Source organism: Kribbella aluminosa (assembly GCF_017876295.1).
GTDB lineage: Bacteria > Actinomycetota > Actinomycetes > Propionibacteriales > Kribbellaceae > Kribbella > Kribbella aluminosa.
Genome location: NZ_JAGINT010000002.1, coordinates 3,117,418 through 3,140,433, shown reverse-complemented (window position 1 = coordinate 3,140,433; position 23,016 = coordinate 3,117,418). Strand labels below are relative to the sequence as shown.

At 68.8% G+C, this 23,016-nt stretch carries 29 protein-coding genes; 7 read left to right on the top strand and 22 right to left on the bottom strand.

Features of this window, described 5'->3' with window-relative positions; genetic code table 11:
* Positions 1-63: 63 nt before the first annotated feature.
* A complete protein-coding gene (locus JOF29_RS36215; protein ID WP_209698851.1) occupies positions 64-1,215 on the top strand; it encodes an AAA family ATPase in 1,152 nt (383 codons plus the stop codon).
* Positions 1,216-1,297: 82 nt separating this feature from the next.
* Here the strand turns inward: JOF29_RS36215 and JOF29_RS36210 are convergent, their stop codons facing one another.
* The 6 genes from JOF29_RS36210 to JOF29_RS36185 all read right to left on the bottom strand — a co-directional run bounded on the left by JOF29_RS36210 (position 1,298) and on the right by JOF29_RS36185 (position 5,975).
* A complete protein-coding gene (locus JOF29_RS36210; RefSeq protein ID WP_209698850.1) occupies positions 1,298-2,134 on the bottom strand; it encodes a DMT family protein in 837 nt (278 codons plus the stop codon).
* The gene (locus JOF29_RS36205) at positions 2,134-2,856 is read right to left on the bottom strand and encodes a CDP-alcohol phosphatidyltransferase family protein (protein WP_209698849.1); all 723 of its coding nucleotides are present in this window, start codon (positions 2,854-2,856) and stop codon (positions 2,134-2,136) included. The genes JOF29_RS36210 and JOF29_RS36205 overlap by 1 nt, the downstream gene beginning before the upstream one ends.
* A 150-nt stretch (positions 2,857-3,006) precedes the next feature.
* Positions 3,007-3,450 carry a nitroreductase family deazaflavin-dependent oxidoreductase gene (locus JOF29_RS36200; protein WP_209698848.1) on the bottom strand — a complete coding sequence of 148 codons (444 nt, stop codon included), beginning with the start codon at positions 3,448-3,450 and terminating at the stop codon, positions 3,007-3,009.
* Positions 3,451-3,492: 42 nt separating this feature from the next.
* Positions 3,493-3,948 carry a hypothetical protein gene (locus JOF29_RS36195; RefSeq protein ID WP_307863865.1) on the bottom strand — a complete coding sequence of 152 codons (456 nt, stop codon included), beginning with the start codon at positions 3,946-3,948 and terminating at the stop codon, positions 3,493-3,495.
* A gap of 41 nt (positions 3,949-3,989) precedes the next feature.
* On the bottom strand, positions 3,990-5,084 hold the full coding sequence (locus JOF29_RS36190) for a PP2C family protein-serine/threonine phosphatase (RefSeq protein ID WP_209698847.1): 1,095 nt from the start codon (positions 5,082-5,084) through the stop codon (positions 3,990-3,992).
* Positions 5,085-5,147: 63 nt separating this feature from the next.
* Positions 5,148-5,975: an Fpg/Nei family DNA glycosylase gene (locus tag JOF29_RS36185; protein ID WP_209698846.1), complete on the bottom strand. Its 828-nt coding sequence runs from the start codon at positions 5,973-5,975 to the stop codon at positions 5,148-5,150.
* Positions 5,976-5,985: 10 nt separating this feature from the next.
* Here JOF29_RS36185 and JOF29_RS36180 point away from each other — a divergent pair, with 10 nt between their 5' ends.
* Entirely contained in the window at positions 5,986-6,216 is a 231-nt protein-coding gene (locus JOF29_RS36180) for a hypothetical protein (RefSeq protein ID WP_209698845.1), read from the top strand.
* Here JOF29_RS36180 and JOF29_RS36175 read toward each other — a convergent pair.
* The 3 genes from JOF29_RS36175 to JOF29_RS36165 form a co-directional block, all read right to left on the bottom strand.
* Positions 6,180-6,647 (bottom strand): ribose-5-phosphate isomerase, encoded by a 468-nt coding sequence (locus tag JOF29_RS36175; protein ID WP_209698844.1) that lies wholly within the window; start codon positions 6,645-6,647, stop codon positions 6,180-6,182. The two genes, JOF29_RS36180 and JOF29_RS36175, sit on opposite strands and share 37 nt — an antisense overlap.
* Positions 6,648-6,664: 17 nt before the next feature.
* Positions 6,665-7,435: a hypothetical protein gene (locus JOF29_RS36170; RefSeq protein ID WP_209698843.1), complete on the bottom strand. Its 771-nt coding sequence runs from the start codon at positions 7,433-7,435 to the stop codon at positions 6,665-6,667.
* 82 nt (positions 7,436-7,517) lie between these two features.
* Positions 7,518-8,126, bottom strand: a complete 609-nt coding sequence (locus tag JOF29_RS36165) for a mycothiol-dependent nitroreductase Rv2466c family protein (protein ID WP_209698842.1) — start codon at positions 8,124-8,126, stop codon at positions 7,518-7,520.
* Positions 8,127-8,236: 110 nt separating this feature from the next.
* On the opposite strand from JOF29_RS36165, the gene pepN reads away from it, so the two are divergent.
* Both pepN and JOF29_RS36155 read left to right on the top strand, forming a co-directional pair.
* Complete coding sequence (gene pepN, locus JOF29_RS36160) at positions 8,237-10,810, top strand: aminopeptidase N (protein ID WP_209698841.1); 2,574 nt, start codon at positions 8,237-8,239, stop codon at positions 10,808-10,810.
* Between the two features lie 181 nt (positions 10,811-10,991).
* Positions 10,992-11,429, top strand: coding sequence for a hypothetical protein (locus JOF29_RS36155; protein ID WP_209698840.1), 438 nt, complete (start codon positions 10,992-10,994; stop codon positions 11,427-11,429).
* Here the strand turns inward: JOF29_RS36155 and JOF29_RS36150 are convergent.
* Entirely contained in the window at positions 11,426-12,418 is a 993-nt protein-coding gene (locus tag JOF29_RS36150; protein WP_209698839.1) for an aldo/keto reductase, read from the bottom strand. The genes JOF29_RS36155 and JOF29_RS36150 overlap by 4 nt on opposite strands.
* A 293-nt stretch (positions 12,419-12,711) precedes the next feature.
* Between JOF29_RS36150 and JOF29_RS36145 the strand changes: the two genes are divergently transcribed.
* Positions 12,712-13,311, top strand: a complete 600-nt coding sequence (locus tag JOF29_RS36145) for a hypothetical protein (protein ID WP_209698838.1) — start codon at positions 12,712-12,714, stop codon at positions 13,309-13,311.
* On the opposite strand, the gene JOF29_RS36140 is transcribed toward JOF29_RS36145, so the two are convergent.
* The 7 genes from JOF29_RS36140 to JOF29_RS36110 form a co-directional block, all read right to left on the bottom strand.
* Positions 13,293-13,874: a GNAT family N-acetyltransferase gene (locus tag JOF29_RS36140; RefSeq protein WP_209698837.1), complete on the bottom strand. Its 582-nt coding sequence runs from the start codon at positions 13,872-13,874 to the stop codon at positions 13,293-13,295. The two genes, JOF29_RS36145 and JOF29_RS36140, sit on opposite strands and share 19 nt — an antisense overlap.
* Positions 13,874-14,275: a DUF5130 family protein gene (locus JOF29_RS36135; RefSeq protein ID WP_307863864.1), complete on the bottom strand. Its 402-nt coding sequence runs from the start codon at positions 14,273-14,275 to the stop codon at positions 13,874-13,876. Before JOF29_RS36135 ends, JOF29_RS36140 begins: the two co-directional genes overlap by 1 nt.
* On the bottom strand, positions 14,262-14,543 hold the full coding sequence (gene ctaJ, locus JOF29_RS36130; protein ID WP_209698836.1) for an aa3-type cytochrome oxidase subunit CtaJ: 282 nt from the start codon (positions 14,541-14,543) through the stop codon (positions 14,262-14,264). The genes JOF29_RS36135 and ctaJ overlap by 14 nt, the downstream gene beginning before the upstream one ends.
* 189 nt (positions 14,544-14,732) lie before the next feature.
* Entirely contained in the window at positions 14,733-15,233 is a 501-nt protein-coding gene (locus tag JOF29_RS36125; RefSeq protein WP_209698835.1) for a hypothetical protein, read from the bottom strand.
* A gap of 79 nt (positions 15,234-15,312) precedes the next feature.
* Positions 15,313-15,546 (bottom strand): lytic polysaccharide monooxygenase, encoded by a 234-nt coding sequence (locus JOF29_RS36120; RefSeq protein ID WP_209698834.1) that lies wholly within the window; start codon positions 15,544-15,546, stop codon positions 15,313-15,315.
* Between the two features lie 118 nt (positions 15,547-15,664).
* Positions 15,665-17,782 carry a 4-alpha-glucanotransferase gene (malQ, locus tag JOF29_RS36115; protein WP_209698833.1) on the bottom strand — a complete coding sequence of 706 codons (2,118 nt, stop codon included), beginning with the start codon at positions 17,780-17,782 and terminating at the stop codon, positions 15,665-15,667.
* Between the two features lie 53 nt (positions 17,783-17,835).
* Positions 17,836-18,849, bottom strand: coding sequence for a hypothetical protein (locus JOF29_RS36110; RefSeq protein WP_209698832.1), 1,014 nt, complete (start codon positions 18,847-18,849; stop codon positions 17,836-17,838).
* A 152-nt stretch (positions 18,850-19,001) separates the two neighbouring features.
* Between JOF29_RS36110 and JOF29_RS36105 the strand changes: the two genes are divergently transcribed.
* Positions 19,002-19,667 carry a mechanosensitive ion channel family protein gene (locus JOF29_RS36105; RefSeq protein WP_245359807.1) on the top strand — a complete coding sequence of 222 codons (666 nt, stop codon included), beginning with the start codon at positions 19,002-19,004 and terminating at the stop codon, positions 19,665-19,667.
* Here the strand turns inward: JOF29_RS36105 and JOF29_RS36100 are convergent.
* Positions 19,615-20,025: a GNAT family N-acetyltransferase gene (locus JOF29_RS36100; RefSeq protein WP_372446405.1), complete on the bottom strand. Its 411-nt coding sequence runs from the start codon at positions 20,023-20,025 to the stop codon at positions 19,615-19,617. The two genes, JOF29_RS36105 and JOF29_RS36100, sit on opposite strands and share 53 nt — an antisense overlap.
* Before the next feature lie 145 nt (positions 20,026-20,170).
* Here JOF29_RS36100 and JOF29_RS36095 point away from each other — a divergent pair, with 145 nt between their 5' ends.
* A complete protein-coding gene (locus JOF29_RS36095) occupies positions 20,171-21,172 on the top strand; it encodes a chitinase (protein WP_209698829.1) in 1,002 nt (333 codons plus the stop codon).
* A 48-nt stretch (positions 21,173-21,220) separates the two neighbouring features.
* On the opposite strand, the gene JOF29_RS36090 is transcribed toward JOF29_RS36095, so the two are convergent.
* Genes JOF29_RS36090 through JOF29_RS36075 form a run of 4 tightly spaced genes read right to left on the bottom strand, consistent with a single transcriptional unit; the run spans position 21,221 to position 22,952 of the window.
* Positions 21,221-21,649 (bottom strand): OsmC family protein, encoded by a 429-nt coding sequence (locus tag JOF29_RS36090; protein WP_209698828.1) that lies wholly within the window; start codon positions 21,647-21,649, stop codon positions 21,221-21,223.
* A 26-nt stretch (positions 21,650-21,675) separates the two neighbouring features.
* Positions 21,676-22,095, bottom strand: a complete 420-nt coding sequence (locus JOF29_RS36085) for a globin (protein WP_209698827.1) — start codon at positions 22,093-22,095, stop codon at positions 21,676-21,678.
* 15 nt (positions 22,096-22,110) lie between these two features.
* Positions 22,111-22,527: an acyl-CoA thioesterase gene (locus JOF29_RS36080; RefSeq protein ID WP_245359803.1), complete on the bottom strand. Its 417-nt coding sequence runs from the start codon at positions 22,525-22,527 to the stop codon at positions 22,111-22,113.
* Complete coding sequence (locus JOF29_RS36075) at positions 22,527-22,952, bottom strand: acyl-CoA thioesterase (RefSeq protein ID WP_307863862.1); 426 nt, start codon at positions 22,950-22,952, stop codon at positions 22,527-22,529. Before JOF29_RS36075 ends, JOF29_RS36080 begins: the two co-directional genes overlap by 1 nt.
* Positions 22,953-23,016: the final 64 nt, after the last annotated feature.

The following is a 23,016-nucleotide window of genomic DNA, read 5'->3' as shown; positions in this document are numbered from 1 at the left end:
GGGTCATCCCCGCGCGCCCACTTCAGGTACGACGTTGTCCGAGGGCGTCTGTAGCTTGGTCGCATGCTGACGACGCTGGCGGTGGAGAACTATCGGTCACTGCGGCGGGTCGTCATGCCCCTTGGCGGGTTGAACGTCGTGACCGGCGCGAACGGGACCGGGAAGTCGAGCCTGTACAAGGCCTTGCGGTTGCTGGCCGATGCGTCGAGGAACGGGGCGGTGGCTGCGCTGGCGCGGGAGGGCGGGTTGCAGTCGACGCTGTGGGCGGGGCCGGAGCAGGTGCGGAAGGATCGGCCGACGCAGGGGACGCGGCGGACCGGGCCGGTGACGTTGCGGATGGGGTTCGCGGGGGACGACTACGGCTACCTGATGGATCTCGGGCTGCCGATCGCGGGTGGCTCGCGGTTCGACCTGGATCCGGAGATCAAGCGGGAGGCCCTGTGGGCAGGGCCCTTCCTGCGGCCGGCGGCGCTGCTGGTCGAGCGCAGCAACAGCGAGGTGCGGATCCGTTCCGCGAGTGGTGAGTGGCAGCGCGCGGGGCACAAGCTGCAGACGTTCGACAGCATGCTGAGCGAGTTCGCGGACCCCGAGCGCGCGCCGGAGCTGATGGTGGTGCGGGAACGCCTGCGGGGCTGGCGGTTCTACGACCACTTCCGGACCGACGCGACCGCTCCCGCCCGGCTGGTGCAGGTCGGCACGCGGACCGCAGTACTCGCGTCGGACGGAGCGGACGTCGCCGCCGCGCTGCAGACGGTTCGCGAGCTGGGACTGCCCGGGGCCTTGGACGAAGCGATCGAGCTGGCGTTCCCCGGCAGCTACGTGGAGATCACCACCAACGCGGGCCGCTTCGAGATCGCCTTCCGGCAGCAAGGGCTGCTCCGCCCCCTCTCGGGCGCCGAACTCTCGGACGGCACCCTCAGGTACCTGCTGTGGGTCGCCGCCCTGCTCACGCCACGACCGCCCGAGCTCCTGGTGCTCAACGAGCCGGAGACCAGCCTGCACCCGGACCTCCTACCGGCCCTCGCCAACCTGGTCGTCACCGCGGCCAAGGAGACCCAGGTGATCGTGGTCTCGCACTCCCGCCCGTTCATCAGCGCACTCGAGGCCCTCTCCCCCGACCTCCACACCATCGAACTCGTGAAGGAGAAGGGCGCCACCACCATCACCGACCAAGGCCCCCTCGACGAGCCTCCGTGGAAGTGGCCGAGTCGCTAGGGTACGTCTCCCGATCCCACGCCGTCGCGAGGAGGTGCCGTGCCGAGTGCCCCGCAGTAGGCGTGGGATCGGGAGACGTGCCCTAGTGCTTGACGCTCTCGAAGCGGACCAGGATGACTGAGCCGGTTGCCGAGAGCAGGAAGCCGGCGATGGCGGCGGGCCACCAACCTGCTCGTACGGCGTCGTTCAGGACGAACACTCCGACGGCCGCCGGGGTGATGGTCTGCAGCGCGATCATCGGCGTGGTGGCCAGCGTCACCGAACCGCGCTGCAGCGCCAGCGAGTACAGGATGAACGCGAGTGCCCCGCTGATCGGCAGCGTGTACAGGGTCGGGCTGTGGAACAGCTCCGCCAGCGACCCGTCCTTGAGCAGGCGCGCCGAGATCGCGACCCCGGCGTACCCGAGACCGGCCAACAGTCCAAGGAGCGCCGTCGAGGCACCGTGCTGCGAGCGGCTCGCGACACCACCCAGTACGGCGAGGGCGACCAGCCCGACGACGATGCCGACGGTGAGCGCGTGATGTTGCGCGCTTGCGCCTGCGTCCCCGGCCGCCACCGCGAGCAGACCGAGCCCGACGACGACGCCGATCACCGCCGACCACTCCAGCGCGCTCAACCGGTCCGACATCAACCGGGTCGCGAGCAACGCGGTGACCACCAGGCTGACCGCGATCCCGGCCTGGGCGAGGTACAGCGGCAGCAGCCGCAGCGCGACGAAGTGCAGCCCGAAGCCCGCCAGGTTCAGCGCCAGTGCGCCGAGGAACGCCGGCTGCTTGAGCAGCTTGACCACGAACCCGCCGAGCCGCCGCGGATCCAGCTCCGACTCGGTCGGTACCTTCCGCGAACCGACCGCCTGCAGGATCGCCCCGACACCGAACAGCACCGCGGCACCAAGGGCCGCGCCAAGACCAAGAACCACTACGCGACGACCCTACGGCGCCAGGTCAGGTACAGGCTCAGGCCGGCGTAGTACACGAGGTAGGCGAGCGAGATCGCGACCACGACCACGTTCGGGTGCGGCATCTGCGCCAGGAGTACGGCGTACGACGCCAGCCAGATCGCCGTGGTCAGCAGGTTCAGCGAGCGGAACGCCTTGGTGCGCGACGGGTACACGTACTTCACCGGGACGAAGACGAGCACCGAGAACACCACCAGCAGTACGCCGGTGACGATCGGGCTGAGGCCGAGCACGATGATGTAGAACGCGACCACGTTCCAGTAGCTCGGGAAGCCCAGGAAGAAGTGGTCCTCGGTCTTCGCGTCGACCCGGCAGAACTGGTAGCTCGATGCGAGCAACGGCAACGCGCCGAGCGCCGCGCCCCAGGTGCCGGCCGGGAGGTACCCGCCGGTCCAGAGCAGCACGATCGGCGCGAACGCGTACGTGAGGTAGTCGACGATGTTGTCGAGCATCGCGCCGTCGAACCACGGGATGGTCTCCTTCACCCGCAGCCGGCGCGCGAGCATCCCGTCGGTACCGTCGATCACCAGGGCCGCGAGCCCGAGCCAGAGCGCCCGGACGGCGTCGCCGTCGATGGCGGCGATCACGATCAGCAGCGCGAGCACCGTTCCGCTCGCGGTATAGGCATGCAGTGCAAGTCCGGCCAGACGCAGCCGCGTCGACCCGACGAACGGTTCCCGCACCGCGTCGTGTGTGGTCAGGACAACTCCCAGAACTCATCCGGCGCAGAGCGCCGGACCGGGTCAAGGTGAACCCGGCCGCCGCCAGCGTCTCACAAGCCTGGTCCCGCTCCGGTCACCGACCGTCGTCCGGAGCGAGATCTTTGCAAGGACTTAGTTGACCCGCTCCAGGAGGAACAGCGGGATCTTGCGGGTGGTCTTGGTCTGGTACTCCGCGTACGGCGGGTAGGCGGCGACACCGCGCTGCCACCACTCGTCGTACTCCGCGCCGTCGACCTCGCGGGCGACGTACTCGCCGACGACGTCGCCGTCCTGGAGGGTGACCTTCGGGTCGGCCTGGAGGTTGTAGTACCAGACGGGGTTCTTCGGGGAGCCGCCGAGCGAGGCGAACGCGGCGTACACACCGTTGTGCTCGACGCGCATCACCGGCACCTTGCGGATCTTCCCGGACTTGGCGCCGCGCATCGTCATCAGCACCACCTTCATGCCCTTGATGTCGACCGCGTCGGTGGTCCCGGCCTCGGTCACCTTGTCGACCTGGTCGCGGACCCACCCCGCCGTGCTCGGCGCGTATTCTTCGTCATGCTTCGATGTCATGTCACCAATACTAATGGTGACGCGTCACACACGACAGTCAACTCACGGCGCGCAGGTCTGCAGCTGGGTCGCGGTGGCGATCGTGGCCTCGATCCAGCGGCGGCGGAGGAAATGCGCCTTGGCCAGTCGATGGACGCCGTCCAGGACGACCAGCCGGCCGCGGTACGCGACCAGGTTGATCGGGAAATCGAGGTCCGCGTCCATCACCCGCTGGTAGTGCGCGCGGAAGTTCATCGGCGTCTCCGCGACCTGGTGCGGCGTGACCCTGAACCGCTCCCCCTCCAGCTGCCACAGCGGCAGGTCGAACATCCAGACCAGGTCCGCGATCTCGACCGGCTCGACCTTCAGCTCGAGCTCCCACAGCTTCGCGAGTTGCCAGCGGTACGGCGGGAACACCTCCCGCAACGCCTCCGGCATCATCGCGACCAGCTCTTCGAACGAGACGTCCGGCGCGGCCCGATCCGCGCCGAAGGTGTCGCCCAGCCCATCGATCGTCACGACGGAGCAGGCTACGCCATCAGCGGACCCGCCTGGTTGCCTCAGGCATGCGCCTTGCGGTGGATGATCACGATCGCCGAATCGTCCCCCGGCCCGCCGGCGGTCGCGACCAGCTCCTGCGCCGCGCCCAGGAACCCCTGCGCCACCAGCCGTTCCGCGTGCCCGGCGAGCCGGTCGGTGCCGCGGCCGATGTCCCGCCGCGGCGTCTCCACCATCCCGTCGCTGTACAGGAACAGCGCGTCGCCCAGCTTCAGCTGCCCGTGGTTCATCGCGAACTCGGGCGCCTCGACCAGCCCGAGCAGCGGCCCGTCGGCGTCCCGCGTCTGCCACCGTCCCGACCAGGCGTCGAACTGGATCGCCGGCGGATGCCCGGCCGTCCGTACGTCGAACTCCCCGGTCGCGAGGTCGATGGCGACGTGCACGACGGTGGCGAAGTCGTCGTCCCACTCCTGCCGGCGGATGTACCGGTTCGCCGACGGCAGGAACTCCTCCTCCGGTACGACGCCCAGCAGGCCGCCGAACGCGCCCGACAGCAGCAGCGCCCGGGTCCCGGCGTCGATGCCCTTGCCGGAGACGTCGACCAGCGCGACCTCGAGCACCTGGTCGTGCACCGTCGACACCACGAAGTCACCGGAGAACGTCGAACTGCCCGCGGACTGGATCGCGACCTCGACCCGCCAGCCGGCCGGCAGCGTCGGCATCTCGCCCTGCGCGGTGAGCGTGTCCCGCAGCTCCATCAGCATCGACTCGCCGCGGGTGCCCGGCACCCCGAGCCGGCTGCGCACCTTGGCGCTGGTGATCATGATCCAGCCGACCACCAGCAGCACCAGCACGAACCCGATCCGGGGCAGCGTCACGCCGCGGGACAGTACGACGTACGCCCCGAAGACCGCGGTGATCGCGGACAGGGCGACGAGTTCCCGGAACTGCAGCAGGACGCCGCCGACCACCAGCGGGACGATCAGGAACGAGGCCGGCGTCAGGTCCGGCCAGGTGAGGCTCGCGATCGCGATCACCAGCTGCAACAGCATCAGCGCGACGAAGGCGACCCGGTGCGAGCGGCGGGCGCGACGCCCCAGCGCCTCGACCCGGCGGCCGATGCGTCGTATCAGCGCAAGACCGCCGCTCTTGTTCATGGTGTGAAGAAGATAACGGTACCGATCGGCCCCCGCATCAATTCGAGACACAACCGACGACTGTCAGCTCTTGCGAGTGAGGCCGGTTCGCTGACATTTGGGACACCAGAACAAGTTACGGCCCGCGAGGATCTTCGTCCGAATCACCGACTGACAGACGTGGCATCGTTGCCCCTGGCGCCGGTACACGTAGACCTCGCCGCCGTGGTCGTCCTGCCGCGGGTCGCGCCCCATCGCCTCCGGCGTGTGGTCGTCGGCGACGGTGTCGATCCGCCCGGTCTCCACGCCGTACTTCATCAGCTCGAGCAGGTCGTCCCACATCCCCTGCCACTCGCGCTTCTTGACCACGTTGCCGGGCGTCATCGGGTTCAGCTTGGCCCGGAACAACACCTCGGCGCGGTACACGTTGCCGACCCCGCTGAGCACGTCCTGGTTCATCAGCAACTGCCCGATCGGCAGCTTGCTGCGGTGGATCCGCTTCCAGGCCGCCGCCGGTTCCGCGTCGTCGCGCAGCGGGTCCGGGCCGAGCCGGCCGAGCAGCTTGTCGCGCTCGTCGTCGGTGATCACCTCGCACACGGTCGCGCCGCGCAGATCGGCGTACGACGTGGCGTTCTGCAGCCGGACCCGGACCGCGCCGACCGGCTCGGGCACCGGCGCCGGCTTGATGTCCATCTTGCCGATCAGGCCGAGGTGGATGTGCAGCCAGCCGGCGCCCTCGAAGTCGGCGAGGAAGTGCTTGCCGTGGGCCTCCGTCTGCCGCAGCACGTGGCCGTCGAGCAACGCGGCACCGTCGGCGAACCGGCCCTGCGGGCTGGACGCCCGGACCAGGCGGCCACCGAAGGCGTCCCAGACGTCGTTCGCCAGCCGATGCAGGGTGTGACCTTCAGGCATGATTCCTCACATGGGGACGACAGGTGATTCCAAGGGCGGTAAGGCCTCGCCGGCCGGCCCGGCGGTGGTCGGCACCGGCCGGAGCATGCGGGCGCGGGACGTGTCCAAGCCCCGGCAACCGGTGCACCGCCGGCCGGTACTGCCCAAGACCAACACCGAGACCGACTCCGGCTCCGGCTCCGGCACTGACGCCGAGCAGGACGATCAGGGCAGCGGCGGGAGCTCGCCGGTCGACTCGTAGCCGTCCAGCATCTCGATCCGCCGGGTGTGCCGCTCCTCACCGGAGTAGTCGGTCGCCAGGAACGTGTCGACGAACCCGGTGGCCTCCTCCTCGCTGTGCATCCGGGCGCCGACGCTGATCACGTTGGCGTTGTTGTGCTCACGGCCGAGCCGCGCGGTGTCGGTGCTCCAGGCCAGCACCGCCCGGACCCCCTTCACCTTGTTGGCGGCGATCTGCTCACCGTTGCCCGAGCCGCCGATCACGATGCCCAGGCTGCCCGGGTCGGCGACCACGGCCTGCCCGGTGCGCAGGCAGTACGGCGGGTAGTCGTCGACGGCGTCGTACGCCGCCGGACCGTGGTCGACTACGTCGTGCCCGGCAGCGGTCAGGTGCTGCACCAGGTGGTTCTTCAGCTCGAAGCCGGCGTGGTCACAGCCGATGTGCACTCGCATGGCGAGCAATCTACTTGTCAGCTCACCCGTGCCCGCACGCCGCCCGGCACAGTCAGGGCGGCGGTCAACTGCGTCACCCTGGCCGAGGCCTGCTCGTACGGCGTTCCGCACGGGTGCAGGGTGTAGACGGCGACGATGGTGCGGTCGTCCGCTCCCACGGTCCCGGTGGTGTGCAGTGCATCGCTGACGAGGTCGACGACGGACTCCGGCTTGGCCTTGTCGGTCCGGTAGCCGCTGGAGCCCTGGAACCCGGACCAGCCCTGCTTGATGCTGAAGCCCGGCGCGAACACCGACGCGATCCCGAAGTACTGGTCGAAGCCGTCGGTGCCGTTCCGCGTCGCCTGGTGCAACTGGCCCATCACGAACTCACGAACCGGCTGCGGCGCGTCTTCCAGCAAGTACCGGTAGATGCGGACGGTGTCGACGGCCGTGATGGCGACGTACCCCCAGAAGCCCGGGTGACTCGCGGGCGGCCCGGCTGTGTGTGTCAGACCGAGCCGCCCCGCCATGCGCTCCACCAGCGCAGCACCGTCGCGCTGGTCCCAGTAGTAGCTGGCCGCGTCGTCGTCACTGCTGCGCAGCATCACCTCGAGCCGCGCCCGGTCCTCCTCCGGTACGGCGTACTCCGGACCGCGGTCCCAGAAGTAGTCGAGCGCGATCAGCAGCTTCACCACCGACGCCGAGCGGAACTGCCGCTCGGCGTCCTGCTGCTGGACGAACTGCCCGGTCTGGCGGTCGAACACCGCGATGCCGACAGTGACACCACCGGGCACACCACCTGAAGTCATCTGAAACCTACTCACCCACTGGACGGATTCTTGAGTGAGCAACTTTCACCGTTCGGGCGGCTCCAGTTCAAGCCCTGAACCGTCAGTCGAAGATCGGGCCGCGGTCCCGGGTGCGCTTGATCTCGAAGAAGCCCTCGGTGCCGGCCACCAGCCGGACGCCGTCCCAGAGCTTGCCGGCCGCCTCGCCCTTCGGCGCAGGCGTCACCACCGGCCCGAAGAAGGCGGTGCCCTCGACCGCGATCACCGGCGTACCGACCTCCATGCCGACCTGGTCCATGCCGGCGTGGTGCGACTTCTTCAGCGCGTCGTCGTACAGGTCGGTGCCGGCTGCCTCGATGAGCGATGCCGGCAGGCCGGCCTCGGCGAGTGCTTCGGGCAGCACGTTCTCGTCGGCGATGCCGCGACCCTCGACGTGGATCCGCTTGCCGAGCGCGGTGTAGAGCGGCAGCAGTACGTCGTTGCCGTGCGCCTCCTCGGCCGCGATCAGCACCCGCACCGGGCCCCACGCGTTGGTCAGGAAACTCCGGTACTGCTCCGGGAGCTCGTCCCGGCCGTCGTTCAGGACGGCGAGGCTCATCACGTGCCACGTCGTCTTCACGTCCCGGACCTGCTCGACCTCGAGCATCCAGCGAGACGTCATCCAGGCCCAGGGGCAGGCCGGGTCGAACCAGAAATCAGCGGAGGCAGTCATATTCACCATCATACAAAGTTGAAGAACCGATATACCGTCTTGGTATCCAATACCCGATGTCGGGGGGAAACCCTCGGCGAACCCGAGATCCAGGTGCATAGGATGCGGACATGCCTGGAACCAACCTGACGCGCGACGAGGCGCGTTCCCGTGCGGGTGTGGTCAGTGACGTGAGTTACTCGATCGAGCTCGAGCTGGCCAACGCCCCGACCGGCGCACCGACGTTCCCGTCGGTGACCACCATCACGTTCGCCGCCGAGGCCGGCGCGAGCACCTTCGCCGACCTGATCGCGGACAAGATCCGCGAGGTGACGCTGAACGGCGTCGCGCTGGACCCGGACGCGGTCTACGACGGCGCCCGTATCCAGCTCGACGGGCTGGCCGAGCGCAACGAGCTCATCGTCGTGGCGGACTGCCTGTACTCGCGGACCGGTGAAGGGCTGCACCGATCGGTCGATCCGGCCGACAAGGAGACCTACCTCTACACCCAGTTCGAGGTGCCGGACGCCCGCCGGGTGTTCGCGACCTTCGAGCAGCCCGATCTGAAGGCGCCGTTCACCTTCACCGTCTCCGCACCGGCCCGCTGGGTCGTGATCTCGAATGCCCCGACCCCGGAGCCGACGCCGTACCAGGGCCCGGACGGGGAGCAGCTGGCGCGCTGGGAGTTCCCGCCGACCGAGCGGATCTCGACGTACATCACCGCGGTCGTCGCGGGTCCGTACCACGTGGTCACGGACGTGTACGAAGGCCCGCACGGGACGTACCCGCTGTCGCTGCTGTGCCGTCCGTCGCTGAAGGGCGCGCTGGACGTCGACGACCTGTTCGAGGTCACCAAGCAGGGCTTCGCGCTGTTCGAGGAAGCGTTCGGTACGCCGTACCCGTTCCACAAGTACGACCAGGCCTTCGTGCCGGAGTACAACATGGGCGCGATGGAGAACGCGGGCTGCGTGACGCTCCGGGACGAGTACCTGTTCCGCAGCCGGACGACGCACGCGGAGCTGGAGGCCCGCGCCAACACCGTGCTGCACGAGCTGGCGCACATGTGGTTCGGCGACCTGGTCACGATGACCTGGTGGGACGACCTGTGGCTGAACGAGTCGTTCGCCGAGTGGGCCAGCCACTGGGCGCAGGTGGTCGCGACGACGAAGTACTCCGACGCCTGGACGACGTTCTGCAACGCCCGGAAGAACTGGGCCTACCGGCAGGACCAGCTGCCCACGACACACCCGATCGCCGCGGACATGATCGACTTCCACGCGGTCGAGGTGAACTTCGACGGCATCACCTACGCCAAGGGCGCGTCGACCCTGCGGCAGCTGGTGGCTTTCGTCGGCGAGGAGACCTTCGTCACCGCGCTGAAGGAGTACTTCAAGGATCACGCGTTCGGGAACACCGAGCTGACCGACCTGCTGAAGCCGCTGGAAAAGGCCTCCGGCCGCGACCTCGACGACTGGACCGAGCGCTGGCTGCAGACCGCCGGGGTGAACACGCTGCGCGCCGACTTCAGCGTCGACGCTGCCGGTGCCTTCACGTCGTTCGCGATCGAGCAGACGGCGACGGACAAGTTCCCGGTACTGCGGCCGCACCGGCTGGCCGTCGGCCTGTACCGGCGTACCGCTGAGGGCCTGGTGCGGACCGAGCGGTTCGAGGTGGACATCGACGGCGCGCGCACGGAGCTCCCGGAGCTGACCGGCGCGACCCAGCCGGACCTGGTCCTGCTGAACGACGACGACCTGACCTACGCGAAGATCCGGCTCGACGAGCGGTCCCGGGCGACCCTGGTGGAGTCGATCGACCAGCTCACCGAATCGTTGCCCAGGGCACTCGCCTGGGGTTCGGCCTGGGACATGACCCGGGACGCGGAGATGCCGGCCAGCCAGTACGTCGGCATCGTGCTGCGCGGGATCCGGGCAGAGACCGACCTGACCGGTGTGCGCTCGCTGCTCAACCAGGCCAGCAGCGCGATCAACCAGTACGCCGCCCCGCAGAACCGGGCGGCCCTGCGCGCGCAGTACGAGCAGGCGCTGTCCGAGCTGGTGGCCGACTCGGAGGCGGGCAGCGACCACCAGCTCGCGTTCGTCCGTGCGTACAGCTCGGCCGTGTTCTCAGAGGCCGGTGCCGAGCGGCTGGCCGGCTGGTTGGACGGCCGTGACCTGCCGGCAGGCCTGGTCGTCGACACCGACCTGCGCTGGACGCTGATCGTGGCGCTGGCCCGGCTCGGCCGGATCGGTGCCGCCGAGATCGACGACGAGCTGACCCGCGACACCACGATCACCGGTCAGGAGCGGGCCGCCCAGGCCCGTGCCGCCCGGCCGACCGCGGAGGCCAAGGAAGAGGCCTGGCGGGTCGCGGTGGAGTCCGAGGACACCCCGAACGAAACCCAGTTCCGGACCATCCTCGGCTTCCAGCAGCCCGGCCAGGAGGACCTCCTTCGGCCGTACGTCGACAAGTACCTGAGCGCGGCCAAGGACGTGTACACGCGGCTCGGCTCGTCCATGGGCGAGAACGTGCTGGTCTACCTGTCCCCGCGGCACCTGGCTGACCAGGCGGCCCTGGACGCCGTCACAGGCTGGCTGGCCGCGGAGTCGACGTCGGTCGACGCCCCGACCCTCCGCTACGTCACAGAAGCCCAAGCGGACCTCACCCGCGCGATCGCCGCCCAGGCCACCGACACCATCGCCTGACCACTCATCCCGCCTTACGTCCGAAGAACTGAGGGTTATCGACCACAGTTGTTCGGACGTTGGGCCTTGGTTGGGGGAGACTGGGACGGTGCCCGCCTCTGATCCCGCCTTGGCTGGTGCGGCAGCTGTTGCGCTGACCGGACTCGCAGAGGCGTACCGACCCCGCCCCGTCACTCCCCTGATGCCCTGGCGCTACGCCAACCGCCTGGTGAAGCCGTACATCGTCACGGCCCGCGGACGGCAGTGGGACGACCAGATGGTCGAGATCGCCCGGAGTACTGCGACCCGGCAGCTCGAGTTCGACGACGCCATGGGCGCCGTCGGGCTCGGAGTCGTCGTACTGCATCTGGGCGACGACGGTGTCTACCTGGTGGTGCAGAGCTGGGCGCGGGACTTCCAGTCCCGGTTGAGCATCTTCAGCGGGATGGACGTCGACGACCTGCGCCCGGCGCCGATCGGTGCCGCGCCGTGCGTCTGGGAGCAGGAGGTGGTCAGCCACGAGCGCGCGGCGTACGTGAGCCACATCCTGTCCGGGGAGGTCGACGTGGACGGCTGGCTGGACGACGTGCTCGACACCCGCCCGACGGTCCGGTACGACGGGATCCCGTCAGGGACCTAGTTGTTACCCGCTGCGTCAAGGCGCTGGCGCTGGTCCGATGTGAGCTCCAGCTCGGCAGCCGCAAGGCTCTCGCCGATCTGGGCGACCGAGGACGCACCTACCAGTGCCACCGTCGGGATCTCACCACCTGTCAGCCAAGAGAGCACCACCTGGTTCGCCGTTGCGCCTGTCTCCTTCACAACCTCGTCCAGCGCGATCTTGCGAGCTCTCGTACCGGCGTGGTCGTAAGACTCGTCCAAGGGCCTGTCGGCTCGCACGTAGCCGCCACTGAGCAGTGGTGAGTACGCCACCAACGTGGGACCGGGCTCAGCCCGCAGGTAGCTGAGCAGGTTGCCCTCGGCGACGCCGATGCTCCCGTCCTTCGAACGGAGTCCACCGAGGTCGGTCCGCGCCCGGAAGTACGTGTGGTGGTACTGCAGCAGGTCGTGCCCCGGTAGTCCGGCCTGGGCCGCCAGTGCGCGGTAACGCTCGAGCCTCCAGGTCCAGTAGTTGCTCAGCCCGACGAGGCTGACCATCCCCTCCTTTACCAGTGATCCGAACGTCTCGACCTGCTGTTCAACCGGTACGGCGGGGTCGTCGATGTGGGCGTAGTACACGTCGACGTGGTCCCGGCCGAGGTTGTCGAGGCTGCGGGCCAGCGACTCCTTGACCACCTGTGCGGACAGGCCTTCGAGGTTCTCGCTCAGCTGCCTGGCAGGCTGCGGCGGTCGCCCGCCCACCTTGGTCGCGATGGTGAGCTCGTCGCCCACCCCGCGGCTCTTCAGCCAGCGCCCGACCAGCTGCTCGCTCTCGCCGCCCTGGGTGCCGTTGACCCAGAACGCGTAGTTGTTGGCCGTGTCGACGAACGTCCCGCCGCCCTCGACGTACCGGTCCAGGACCGCGAACGAGGTCGCCTCGTCGGTCACCGTTCCCATCAGCATCGCCCCGAGGGCGATCGTGCTGACCCGGCGCTGCCGCGCGGGGTCGCTCCCAATCATCAGCTCTCGCATACCGCCAGCCAAACAACTAGAGCGCTGTCTAGGTCAAGAACCCTGGCAGACCGCGTCGTCGTTGAGGAGCCTCGCAGCGTGCAGCCGTGCGTACGGCCGGGCGATGTGCGCCCGGTGATGGCGCGGACGCCACTTGCGAGAGTCAAACGATTGTTGGTCGGCGGATCGTGAGGGGTCGTGTGCGGTGCGCGATTTCCCTCGCGGGAAAGAGATTCTCGCCACCTGAAAGCCGCTCACTTTTGCCGGAGTTGGGTTTAGGCTGCACCGGATAGCTCAGGGGAGGGGCCCTCGCTGTGACACGTGTCGGTCATCGCAGGAAGAAGAAGCGGTCGCGGAGTGCGGTCAGCGCGGGCATCGTGGCCGGGCTGGCGCTGGTTGCCGTGTTCGCGTTCATCCTCACGCGTGGCACGACCACGGGTCCGACGGCGGACGGTCTGCGGATGGGTTCGGGGACCGACGACGGGGCCGCGGCGCCGACCGCGAGCGCCTCCGGGAGTGTCACGAAGGCGGACCGGAAGCCACCCGTCTCCCAGACGCAGCCGACGGTCAAGGTGCAGACAACCACGGTGCCGCCGGTGAACACCGGCCCGGAGTCGCCGAAGTTCAAGCACGGCGAGTGGATCGCCGTACTGGACAAGTACCCCGCCGACGCGGGAGACACGGCGAAGGCCACCGCCACGAAGGTCACGCGGGCCGGGATCCCGGCGAAGGCGATGCTGGTGAGCGGTCAGTACCGGGGGTTGACGGACAGCTCGCTGGCACCGATCACCGGCACCTGGGTCGTGTACCTCGGTCCGGGCTCGTCGTCCGAGCAGATGGTTACCCTGTGCCAGGACCCGCGCACGCAGGCGGCGTACCCGAGCCCGTGCCCGACCTACGAACCGGCCGGCTGAGGTACGGCGTCGGTCGCGAGCCGGGCGTGCAGGTGTGAGTCGTGCCGCTGCCCGGTCGGCTCGACGTAGTACTCACGCATCACGCCCTCGAGCCGGAACCCGGCGCGGAGCGCGACGTGGCAGGACCCCTCGTTGACGAGCGAGTGGTCGAGCGAGATGCGGTGCAGGCGGAGGCCGTCGGTGGCGAAGCCCCAGCGTGCAGCGGCGTCCAGCGCCCGGGCACCCAGCCGGCGGCCACGGGCGACCGGGCTCACCCAGTACGCCGCGACGGCCTGATCGGGGACGCGGTGCACGTCCCGCAGCGCGACGTGGCCGATCACCTGGTCGGTGTCGCGCTCGGCGATCGCGAAGATCGCGTTGCCGCGCGCCCAGCCGTCGATCCGCGGCTCCAGCCACCTGCGGGCCCGGAGGTCCGCCGGTGAGCTGATGACCGCGATCCCGGCCGTCCAGCGCAGGATGCCGGGATCTTCGAGCGCCGAGGCCACCGCAGCTTCGTCGGACGCGACGAACGGGCGGAGAACCACATCGCCCAGCTCGATGCGATGCGGCCGCAGTGCGGACACTAGAGCTTGTGCGGCTCGTTGTTCGCGTGCAGCAGCGGCGGCTGGTGCGCGTGGGCGCCGAGTTGCTGTACGCCGGTGACGAGGCCGCCGGCCAGGTCACCGGTTGCGAACGACGTCTGCATGGTCAGTGCGGCCAGGCCGGCGGACGTGTCCGACAGCTGGCGGCGGGCCTGCTCGCCGGAGACGATCTCGAGCCGGCGGCCGGCCGGGTCGACGTACACCAGCACGGTGTTGTCCGGGTCGTCCAGCTCGTTCAGCAGCTCGACGGCGAACGGACGGGTCTCGGAGTCGGCGCCCCCGACGTACACCGAGAAGTGCAGGCCGGACGCCTCCTCGGCGTTCCGGACCGCGCGCTCGAGGTCGTAGAGCTGGTCAGGGGTGAAAGCGTCACCAGCTGGCACTTGCGCCTCCGATCGTGCGGGCGACGCCGCTGCCGGCGGTCGCGGTGGCAGCCGGAGCGGGTTCCAGCTCGGGCAGGTTGGCGGGGTCGGGCTTGGTGGCGGCCGGGCCGTTGATCCAGACCGGCGGTGCCCACCAGGACAGCCCCGGACGGTACCGCGGCCCGTTCGCGATCGAGGAGGCGAACGTCAGCAACGCCACCACCGAGATCACCAGCACCGGAATCCCGACGAACACCAGCAACGAGTGCCCGGACAATTCAGCAATCACGCCCGCAGCCTAGTACGTCACACCACCACCACAACCGAGGGGCCACCACCAAGCCAACACCCCCTCCCACCACACCTCCCAACAACCCCCGCCGCAGCCCCTCGCGGAGCGCGGCTGTTTTGTTCAGTTCAGCAACCACCCGCAGCCCTCGCGACAAACCCGCGCGGAGCGCGGCTGTTTTTGTGCTGTTCAGCAACCTCCGCAGTTGTAGTACGTGACGTCCCAGTGGCTGCCCTCGTCCGCGTAGATGTTGCCGGCGCCGGACTGCCACTGCGGGTAGCCGTCGCCGCGGTTCGCGATCCGGGTGAACCCGTGGATGTAGTTCGTGATGCAGGTGTTCTTCCCGAGGTCGACCTTGTACCCGTTCCAGTGGCTGTACGTACCGCTGGCATGCCCGGTCTCGGTCCCGCCGGTGATGTTGATCGCGCATCCGCTCGCGTTCTTGAGCGTACGAACGCCGTACACGGTGCTGTCGTTGATCTGGTCGAACGACGTACAGCTCGCGACATTGCGGTTCGAGCAGTTGCCACTGGACGACCAGGTGATGCCGGTGGCGCTGAAGATCGCGGTCGCCTGGGCGTGCGTCATCTTGGTCAAGGCAGAGGCCTGTTCGACCACCACCACACCGGGCAGCAGACCGGCGACGACGGCGACGAGCGGTACGAGGACACGTCGGAGCACTGATTTCATGGGGACACTCCTTGAAAACGGGGCGGTTTTTCAAGGAGTGAACTTCCCGCGAAAGATATTGGCGAAACGTCAGATTGAATCAGAAACTAACGTCCGAGCACTGGTAGAAGGCGTTGCCGGTGTCGGCGATCGTCCAGACCGCGAGGATCATGTGCCGCCCGGACCGGCCGGACGGGATGGTCCCCGGATGGGCGACGTCGCTCGGCGGCCGGCTGCCGTTCATCGTGACGGTCAGCGGTACCGACGTACAGACCGTCAGCGCGAGCGCGCCGACGGCGATCCCGGCCATGCTGAACTTGCGTATCCGCAGCATGCGATCTCCTTGCACTGTTGGGGCGGTGGACAGTGAAGGAAGGGCGCCTCTCCTGCTCAATAGAAAACAACCGTTCAAATCTATTGTCAACGGTTCGTGAGCAGGTGGACACGGAAAGCTAGATGTTGAGCGCTCCGATCAGCCGGCGCAGGCGCAGGTTGTTGGGCAGATCCTCGACCAGGACCGGCTCTCCCTCGGGTCCGCCGAGCGGCACCCGCCAGTTCGGGTATTCGTCGGTGGTGCCCGGCTGATTCTGCGTACGGCGCTCGCCCACGGCGTCGGTCAGCGCGACACCGACCAGCTTCGCCGGCGTGTGCGCGACGTACCGGTGCAACGCCTCGACGATCCGCTCGACGTCCCCGTCGGTGTTGCTGAGCAGGTGACGCTCACGGAGCGCGTTGAGCCACGCATCGCGGTCCGCCTCGTCAACAGCGAGCTCTTCGGCCACGGGTCGAGCGAGCAGGCCTAGCCGGTTCCGTAGCTGCACGTGGTCGCCGGCCAGGTACCCGGCCGTCGGCGGCAGGTCATGCGTCGTGACGGTGGCCAGGCACAGCTCCCGCCACCGCTCCGGAGCCAGGGGCTTGCCATTCGCGTCCCGCTCGAACCAGAGCACTGACGTACCAAGAACGCCGCGTTCGGTGAGGTAGTCGCGCACCCACGGCTCCACGGTGCCCAGGTCCTCACCGATCACGGTGACCCCGGCACGCTGCGCCTCCAGCACCAGGATGCCCACCAGCGCCTCGTGGTCGTACCGCACGTACGTGCCCTCGGTAGGCCGCTCCGGCGACGCGACCCACCACAGCCGGAACATGCCGAGGATGTGGTCGATCCGCAGCCCGCCACCGTGCCGCATCACCGCCCGTACCAGGTCGCGCCAGGCGGCGTACCCGGTCTCGGCCAGCGCGTTAGGCCTCCACGGCGGCTGCGACCAGTCCTGTCCCTGCTGGTTGAACGCGTCCGGCGGAGCGCCTACGTGGATGTTCTTCGCGAGCACGTGCTGCAAGGCCCAGGCGTCGGCGCCGTCTGGATGCACACCGACCGCCAGGTCGTGTACGACGCCCAGGGCCATCCCGGCGGCCTTCGCCCGAGCCTGCGTGCGCCCGAGCTGCTCGTCCAGCTGCCACTGCAGCCAGCAGTGGAACTCGACCGCATCCGGGTTTTCATTGCGGAAGGCAACAACAGCCGGGGTCGTCGGCTCCTGCAGTTCCTCCGGCCACTTGCTCCATTCGGGGCCGTGGACGTCGGCGATCGCGGCCCAGGTCGCGAAGTCGATCAGCCCCTGACTCTCACGGTCGCAGTACGCGCCGTACTCCGCGATCCGCCCTACCGACGGCTGCACGCGGAACAGCACCTGGAGCGCCTCACGCTTCGCGGCCCAGACGGTGTCCCGGTCGAGCGCGGTCGAGTCCTCACTCAGCGCCCGCACCTGCAGCGCCAACGCCCGTACCTGGTCGCGCTCCATCGGCGTGAGGTCGCCGTACTCGTCGATGTCCTCGATGCGCAGGTAGATCGGGTTCCCGAACCGCCGTGACGCCGGGAGGTACGGCGAGGGCTCCATACGGCCGGCCAGCTCGGCAGCGTGCAAGGGGTTCACCAGGACGAAGCCAGCCCCCAGGTCGTGCGCTGACCACGCAGCCAGGTCACCCAGGTCGTGGAGGTCGCCGATACCCCACGAGCGCCGGGAGCGCACGGAGTACAGCTGGAGGACCCAGCCCCACGTGCGGGGCAGCTTCTCGGGCTCCAGCTTCCGCGGCGTGACGATCAGCGTGCTGACCGAGATCTCCGGGTTGGTGCCGACCCGCGCGCACAACCGGTGGTAGCCGAGCGGCAGGTCTCCGGGCAGCTGGAACGTCGCCTCACCGACCTGTACGCCGTCGATCCACTCCGGCTCGACCCAATGGTCCTGCTGCGGGAGGTCCCGCCGGTGACCGCCGTCCTCGAGGTCCACCCACACCTCGGCCGCAGACCCGTGCGGCAGGTGTACGGCGAACCAAGGCGTCCAACCCTCACGCATCACCACGGTGGCAGGCAGCGTACGGCGCCAGCGCGCCAGCTGATGCTCAGCGAGCGCGAGGACGGCCTTCTGCGGTGTAGACGCGTCGACACCGAGCGCAGCGAGCACCTCGGACACGACCTCGGTGGAGACGACCACGTGCTCGCCTTGCCAGTTCCAGTACTCCGTGGCCACGCCATGGGCGACTGCAAGCTCGACAAGGGCCGGAGTGGGAGCTGTCACCCCAGCGAGTCTGCCGTATCAACCGCAGGTACGGCCAAACGGCGCGCGTTGCGTTACTCGTTCGAACGGCGGCGGCTCAGCATGACGACCGCCAGGAGCAGTACGCCGCTCGCGACGACCAGGCCGATCGCTACGCCGCCGAGGTTGTCGGTCAGCTGGTACAGGGCCGTCGGCCAGATCACCAGGAGGATCGCGCAGCCCACCACGGCGTACGCCGAGCGCCGGGTCCGCCCGTACGCGACCAGCAGCGCGGCCGGTCCCGCCGTACCGACGGCCAGCGCCATGATCTCTCCGCGCTCCTGCACCAGCCAGCAGATCGACGAGCTGAACATCGCGGCTCCGGCGAGTGACCACGATGTCACCTGATCGCGAACCAGGCCGAGCATCGCGAACGCGAACGCCACGATGATGAACCCGGTGCCGGCGATCCCCGCGCTGTTCGCGGCTGACCCGGCGTCCGGAGTCAGGACGTCCGAGGTGATCACCAGCACACCGACGGCCAGGATCCCGAACGTTGCCACCAGCAACGACGACTCCTTCAGCCACCACAGTCCGCCGGCCGCCAGCGCGAGCGCGACGAGCACACCGGCGACCCGCCCGGCTTCCCCCTCGACGGCCACGAACGTCGCGAACCCGGCCACGCAGCACCCCAGCGAAGCGAGCGCCGCACTCAGCTGCGCACGACGTCCCAGCACGGCCAGAACGACGGCGGCACCGAGCAGTACGACGGCGGCCGTCGTACCGGTGCTGATCCGCGCCGCACGCCCCATTTCACCCCAGTTCGCCAAGGTCAGGAGCGCCACGGCGCCGAGCAGCAGCGCGCCGCCGACGTACCCGAGAACCTCGACGAGGGCGTTGGTATGGACCGCTATCGGCGGCGTCTTCCGCTTGGCCGTCTCAGGTTCCGCGGGCTCGGCGGGGTCCTTGGACGGCCGCGGCCGGCCCGGGTCCGCGAGCGCCGCGCCGATCTCCGCGTCGGCGGCGTCCCGGATCGAGTCGGCCTGGTACTGGCGGAGCACACCAGCGCTCACGAGCCTGGAAAGCTCGTCGTCCAGCCGGCTCGACATGCGATCGCTTCTCCTTGTCAGCCCTACTAACATCAGGCGGCGAGATGCCTATTCTGACCAACTACCTTGTGTCCCTAGTCAGTCACCCCCTGTTTTCGCTGCCGAGCTCCTTCCCGACCTTCTTCCGGACGGGCTCCGACGGCAAGCTGGAGATGACCGATCAGATCGTCGTCGTACCGGCCCGGATCGCCGGACTGATCATCGGCTTCTTCGTGCTCCGGTGGGTGCTGCACAAGCTCATCCGCCGGTTCGCCCGGCGGACCGGGAGCGGCGCGGTGGCCGGCGTACTGGCGAAGTCCAAGCGCGGCCAGGAGTTCGTCGAGAACACCCTCGCCAACGAACGCCGGGCGCAGCGCGCGGAGACGATCGCGTCGCTGCTGACCAGCACCGTGACGATCGTGCTCAGCGCCGTCCTCGTGGTGATGGTGCTCGCCGAGCTCGGGTTCAACATCCTGCCGGTGATCGCCTCCGCGAGCATCATCGGCGTCGCGCTCGGCTTCGGCGCGCAGACGCTGGTGAAGGACTTCCTGGCCGGCGTGTTCATGATCTTCGAGGACCAGTACGGCGTCGGCGACCTGATCGACATGGAGAAGGCAACCGGGACCGTGGTCGCGGTCGGCCTGCGGATCACCACCCTGCGTGGCGAGGACGGCACCACCTGGTACGTCCGCAACGGCGAGGTCGTCCGGATCGGCAACCTGACCACCCGCGACCCGAACAGCACCTCGCCCTCCGGCGTCGGCTCCGCCACCGAAAGGGACGAGGCTAAGGCCGACGAAGAGGCGGCGACCGGTACGCAGGACGAAAACCGGCATTGAGGTAGAGCCGCTCGGCGTCCGAGCCCTCGACCACCTGCAGTGTGAGCCGTCTGCCGGCCGCGTCACGTCGCACCTGGGCGAGCAAGCTGGTGGCGAGTCCGCGGCCGCGGTACTGCGGTTTCGTGGCGACCGCGTAGACGCCGACGACCGGAGTCGGTCCGTAGTACGAGCGTGATCGATGCCGGGTCGCCGTCGACGCGCAGCAGGTACTGGTCCGGCGCCGCGTAGTTCTGCACGGCCCGCTCGCCGAACATCTGGCGCCACCAGTCGCAGTCCGGCTCCCCCTCCTCGAGGAACGCGGCGCTCTGCACCTCCGCGAACGCCTCGGCAAAGGCGAGGTGGTTCTCGAGCAGGTCATCAACCATGCGCGCAGTCTGCCGCGCGGCACCGACAGAGAAATCAGCTGTTGACGTGGCGTAGGCCGGGCGTCATGATCGAGCAGAATCATTAGGAAACCTTCCTATTGATTCGAAGACTCTGACCGCCCCGATCCAAGGAGAGTCATGAAGATCCTCGTGAGCGCGGTGACCGCCGCGTGTCTGGCGACCGGTGTCGCGTCCGTCGCGCAGGCGAGTACCCGGCCGGTGAGCAGCCCGCAGGTACAGGCTGCCGACGCGGCGGCGATGCCCGCGGCGCCGTACCTGTATCTCGGCTGGGGGAACCCGCAGAAGCCGGCCGACGTGATGAAGGCCGCCGGGAACAAGTGGTTCACGCTGGCGTTCGTCCTGTCCGACGGCGGCTGCAACCCGAAGTGGGACGGCAGCCGGCCGCTGACCGGCGGGTCCGACCAGTCCGCGATCAACAGCATCCGGGCGGCCGGCGGCGACGTGATCCCGTCGTTCGGCGGCTGGTCCGGCAACAAGCTCGGCGAGAAGTGCGGCTCGGCCTCGGCGCTGGCCGGCGCGTACCAGAAGGTGATCGACGCCTACCAGCTGAAGGCGATCGACATCGACATCGAGGACACCGAGTTCCACAGCTCGGCCGCCCGGCAGCGGGTGGTCAGCGCGCTGAAGATCGTCAAGAGCAAGAACCCGGGCATCACGACGTACATCACGATGGGCACCGACCAGGGCGGCCCGGACGCCTCGGGGGTCGACCTGATCAAGAAGGGCGCGGCCGCCGGGCTGGCCAACGACGGCTGGGTGCTGATGCCGTTCGACTTCGGCGGCGGCTCGACCACCATGGCCACGCTCACCAAGCAGGCGGAGGAAGGGCTCAAGGCCCGGCTGAAGAGCGCGTACGGCTACTCCGACGACGAGGCGTACCGGCACATGGGCATCTCGTCGATGAACGGCAAGACCGACGACTCCGGCGAGACCGTCCGGCTGTCCGACTTCAAGACGTTGCTCTCGTACGCGCAGCAGCACCACCTGGCCCGCTTCACGTTCTGGGCTGTCAATCGCGACCGGTCGTGCGGCGGCGGCAACACGGACGGCGACTCGTGCAGCGGGATCTCGCAGAACGCGTACGACTTCACGAAGGTGATCGCGCAGTACCGGCGCTGAACACAAGAGTGCCCCGGCGCGCACGCCGGGGCACTGCTCCATCACAGCTCAGGCGGTGAAGGTGACGTCCAGCGTGATCGGGACGGCGGACAGCGCCTGCGAGACCGGGCAGTTCTTCTTCGCGCCCTCGGCGAACTCGGCGAACTCGTCGGCGGTCAGGCCGGGCACGTTGCCGTTCACGGACAGCTTGATGCCGGTGATGCCCTCACCCGGCTGGAAGGTCACGTCGGCCTGGGTGTCGATCGACGCCGGCGGCTTGCCCGCACCGGCCAGCGCGTGCGACAGCGCCATCGAGAAGCAGGTCGAGTGCGCGGCCGCGATCAGCTCTTCCGGGCTGGTCTTGCCGTTGGCGTCGTTCGCGCGGGAGGCCCAGGTGACGTCGTAGGTGCCGACACCGGAGGACTCCAGGGCGACCTGGCCGGCGCCCTCCATCAGCGAGCCTTCCCAGTGCGCCTTCGCCGTACGAGTGGTAGCCATGCTCGTGTTGTCTCCTTAGAAGAGGTTCAGCGGCCGGACACGTCGATCGCGCCCGGGTACTGCGGTTCGTCGGTGTTCACCATGCTCTGCGCGGCCATCACCATGTAGTTCCAGATCTGCTCGTCCTGTTCCGGTGTCAGGGCGATCTCGTCCAGCGCGGCGCGCATGTGGCCCAGCCACAGGTCCCGGGCGCGCGGGGTGACGGCGAACGGGGCGTGCCGCATCCGCAGCCGGGGATGCCCGCGCTGCTCGGAGTACGTCTTCGGGCCGCCCCAGTACTGCTCCAGGAACATCCGGAAACGCACCTCGGCCGGGCCGAGATCCTCCTCCGGGTACATCGCCCGCAGCTCCGGGTCGGCGGCAACGCCGCGGTAGAACGCGGCCACCAAACGGTGGAAGGTGTCCGCCCCACCGACGGCGTCGTAGAAGCTCTGCTGCTCAGTCATATCGGATCTAGTCTCTCAACTAGTCACAACGTGCTTCAGCAGGGCTGCCTTTTCGGCCTCTCCGAGGGGCCGCTTCACCTGCGTCGTACCGTCGACGGCGACGATCACCGACTCCGCCTTCGCGTACACGTCGTCGGACTCGCCGCTGCGGTCGACGATCCGCGAGCCGAGCGTGTACGACGACGTACCGACGGCGGCGATCCACACGTCCACGTCGTACGGCGGATGCCGGAGCAGGATCGGGCGCAGGTAGTCCACCGTCTGGCTGGCCAGGACGCACGGGTACAGCTCGAAGTAGTCGCCGGTCGCCGCCATCAGCTGCGTGAGGAACGCGATCCGCGCCTCCTGCAGGTAGTCGAAGTACCGGACGTTGTTGACGTGGTCGTACGAGTCGATGTCCGACCACCGGACCTGGACCTGGTACGTGTACATCAGGAGCCCACCAGCTTCTCGAGGGCCGTGCGCTCCTCGGGGGTGATCCGGCGCAGGCGGTTGGCCTTGAAGTCGAACGGCACCAGCCGGGTGCGGGCCTCGACATAGGTACGGCGTTCCGGCTCGGCGTCCAGGATCTCGTAGTCGACGGTGAACGACGCGGCCCGGATCTCGCTGATCCAGAGCTCGATCCGGACCGGCTCCGCGCGGAAGTGCAGCGGCGCGCGGTACTGGACCTCGTGCCGGGCGACCAGCAGCCCGGTCTCGAGGGTGTCGGCGCCGAGCTCCTTCGCGGTCCGGAACAGGAAGTCGACGCGGGCGTCCTGCAGGTAGTCGACGTACCGGCCGTTGTTCACGTGACCAAGCGCGTCCATGTCGCCCCAGCGCAACGGACAGTGGTAGACGTGGCGGTTGTGATGATCCACACCACGATCATGTCATCCGGGGTACATCCGGCGTGACGGGCCGTGGGTAATGTCGTCCCCGGCA

Bases quoted from the DNA above. Each gene is read 5' to 3' on its own strand.
- JOF29_RS36105 (WP_245359807.1), top strand. From the start codon at position 19,002: ATGACCGATCAGATCGTCGTCGTACCGGCCCGGATCGCCGGACTGATC.
- JOF29_RS36170 (WP_209698843.1), bottom strand. From the start codon at position 7,435: ATGACTTCAGGTGGTGTGCCCGGTGGTGTCACTGTCGGCATCGCGGTG.
- JOF29_RS36120 (WP_209698834.1), bottom strand. From the start codon at position 15,546: ATGCTGCGGATACGCAAGTTCAGCATGGCCGGGATCGCCGTCGGCGCG.
- JOF29_RS36155 (WP_209698840.1), top strand. From the start codon at position 10,992: ATGCCCTGGCGCTACGCCAACCGCCTGGTGAAGCCGTACATCGTCACG.
- JOF29_RS36080 (WP_245359803.1), bottom strand. From the start codon at position 22,527: ATGTACACGTACCAGGTCCAGGTCCGGTGGTCGGACATCGACTCGTAC.
- JOF29_RS36185 (WP_209698846.1), bottom strand. From the start codon at position 5,975: ATGCCTGAAGGTCACACCCTGCATCGGCTGGCGAACGACGTCTGGGAC.
- JOF29_RS36200 (WP_209698848.1), bottom strand. From the start codon at position 3,450: ATGACATCGAAGCATGACGAAGAATACGCGCCGAGCACGGCGGGGTGG.
- JOF29_RS36095 (WP_209698829.1), top strand. From the start codon at position 20,171: ATGAAGATCCTCGTGAGCGCGGTGACCGCCGCGTGTCTGGCGACCGGT.
- JOF29_RS36090 (WP_209698828.1), bottom strand. From the start codon at position 21,649: ATGGCTACCACTCGTACGGCGAAGGCGCACTGGGAAGGCTCGCTGATG.
- JOF29_RS36180 (WP_209698845.1), top strand. From the start codon at position 5,986: ATGGGGACGACAGGTGATTCCAAGGGCGGTAAGGCCTCGCCGGCCGGC.
- JOF29_RS36110 (WP_209698832.1), bottom strand. From the start codon at position 18,849: ATGTCGAGCCGGCTGGACGACGAGCTTTCCAGGCTCGTGAGCGCTGGT.
- JOF29_RS36190 (WP_209698847.1), bottom strand. From the start codon at position 5,084: ATGAACAAGAGCGGCGGTCTTGCGCTGATACGACGCATCGGCCGCCGG.
- JOF29_RS36175 (WP_209698844.1), bottom strand. From the start codon at position 6,647: ATGCGAGTGCACATCGGCTGTGACCACGCCGGCTTCGAGCTGAAGAAC.
- JOF29_RS36165 (WP_209698842.1), bottom strand. From the start codon at position 8,126: ATGACTGCCTCCGCTGATTTCTGGTTCGACCCGGCCTGCCCCTGGGCC.
- JOF29_RS36085 (WP_209698827.1), bottom strand. From the start codon at position 22,095: ATGACTGAGCAGCAGAGCTTCTACGACGCCGTCGGTGGGGCGGACACC.
- JOF29_RS36150 (WP_209698839.1), bottom strand. From the start codon at position 12,418: ATGCGAGAGCTGATGATTGGGAGCGACCCCGCGCGGCAGCGCCGGGTC.
- pepN (WP_209698841.1), top strand. From the start codon at position 8,237: ATGCCTGGAACCAACCTGACGCGCGACGAGGCGCGTTCCCGTGCGGGT.
- JOF29_RS36215 (WP_209698851.1), top strand. From the start codon at position 64: ATGCTGACGACGCTGGCGGTGGAGAACTATCGGTCACTGCGGCGGGTC.
- JOF29_RS36125 (WP_209698835.1), bottom strand. From the start codon at position 15,233: ATGAAATCAGTGCTCCGACGTGTCCTCGTACCGCTCGTCGCCGTCGTC.
- JOF29_RS36100 (WP_372446405.1), bottom strand. From the start codon at position 20,025: ATGACCTGCTCGAGAACCACCTCGCCTTTGCCGAGGCGTTCGCGGAGG.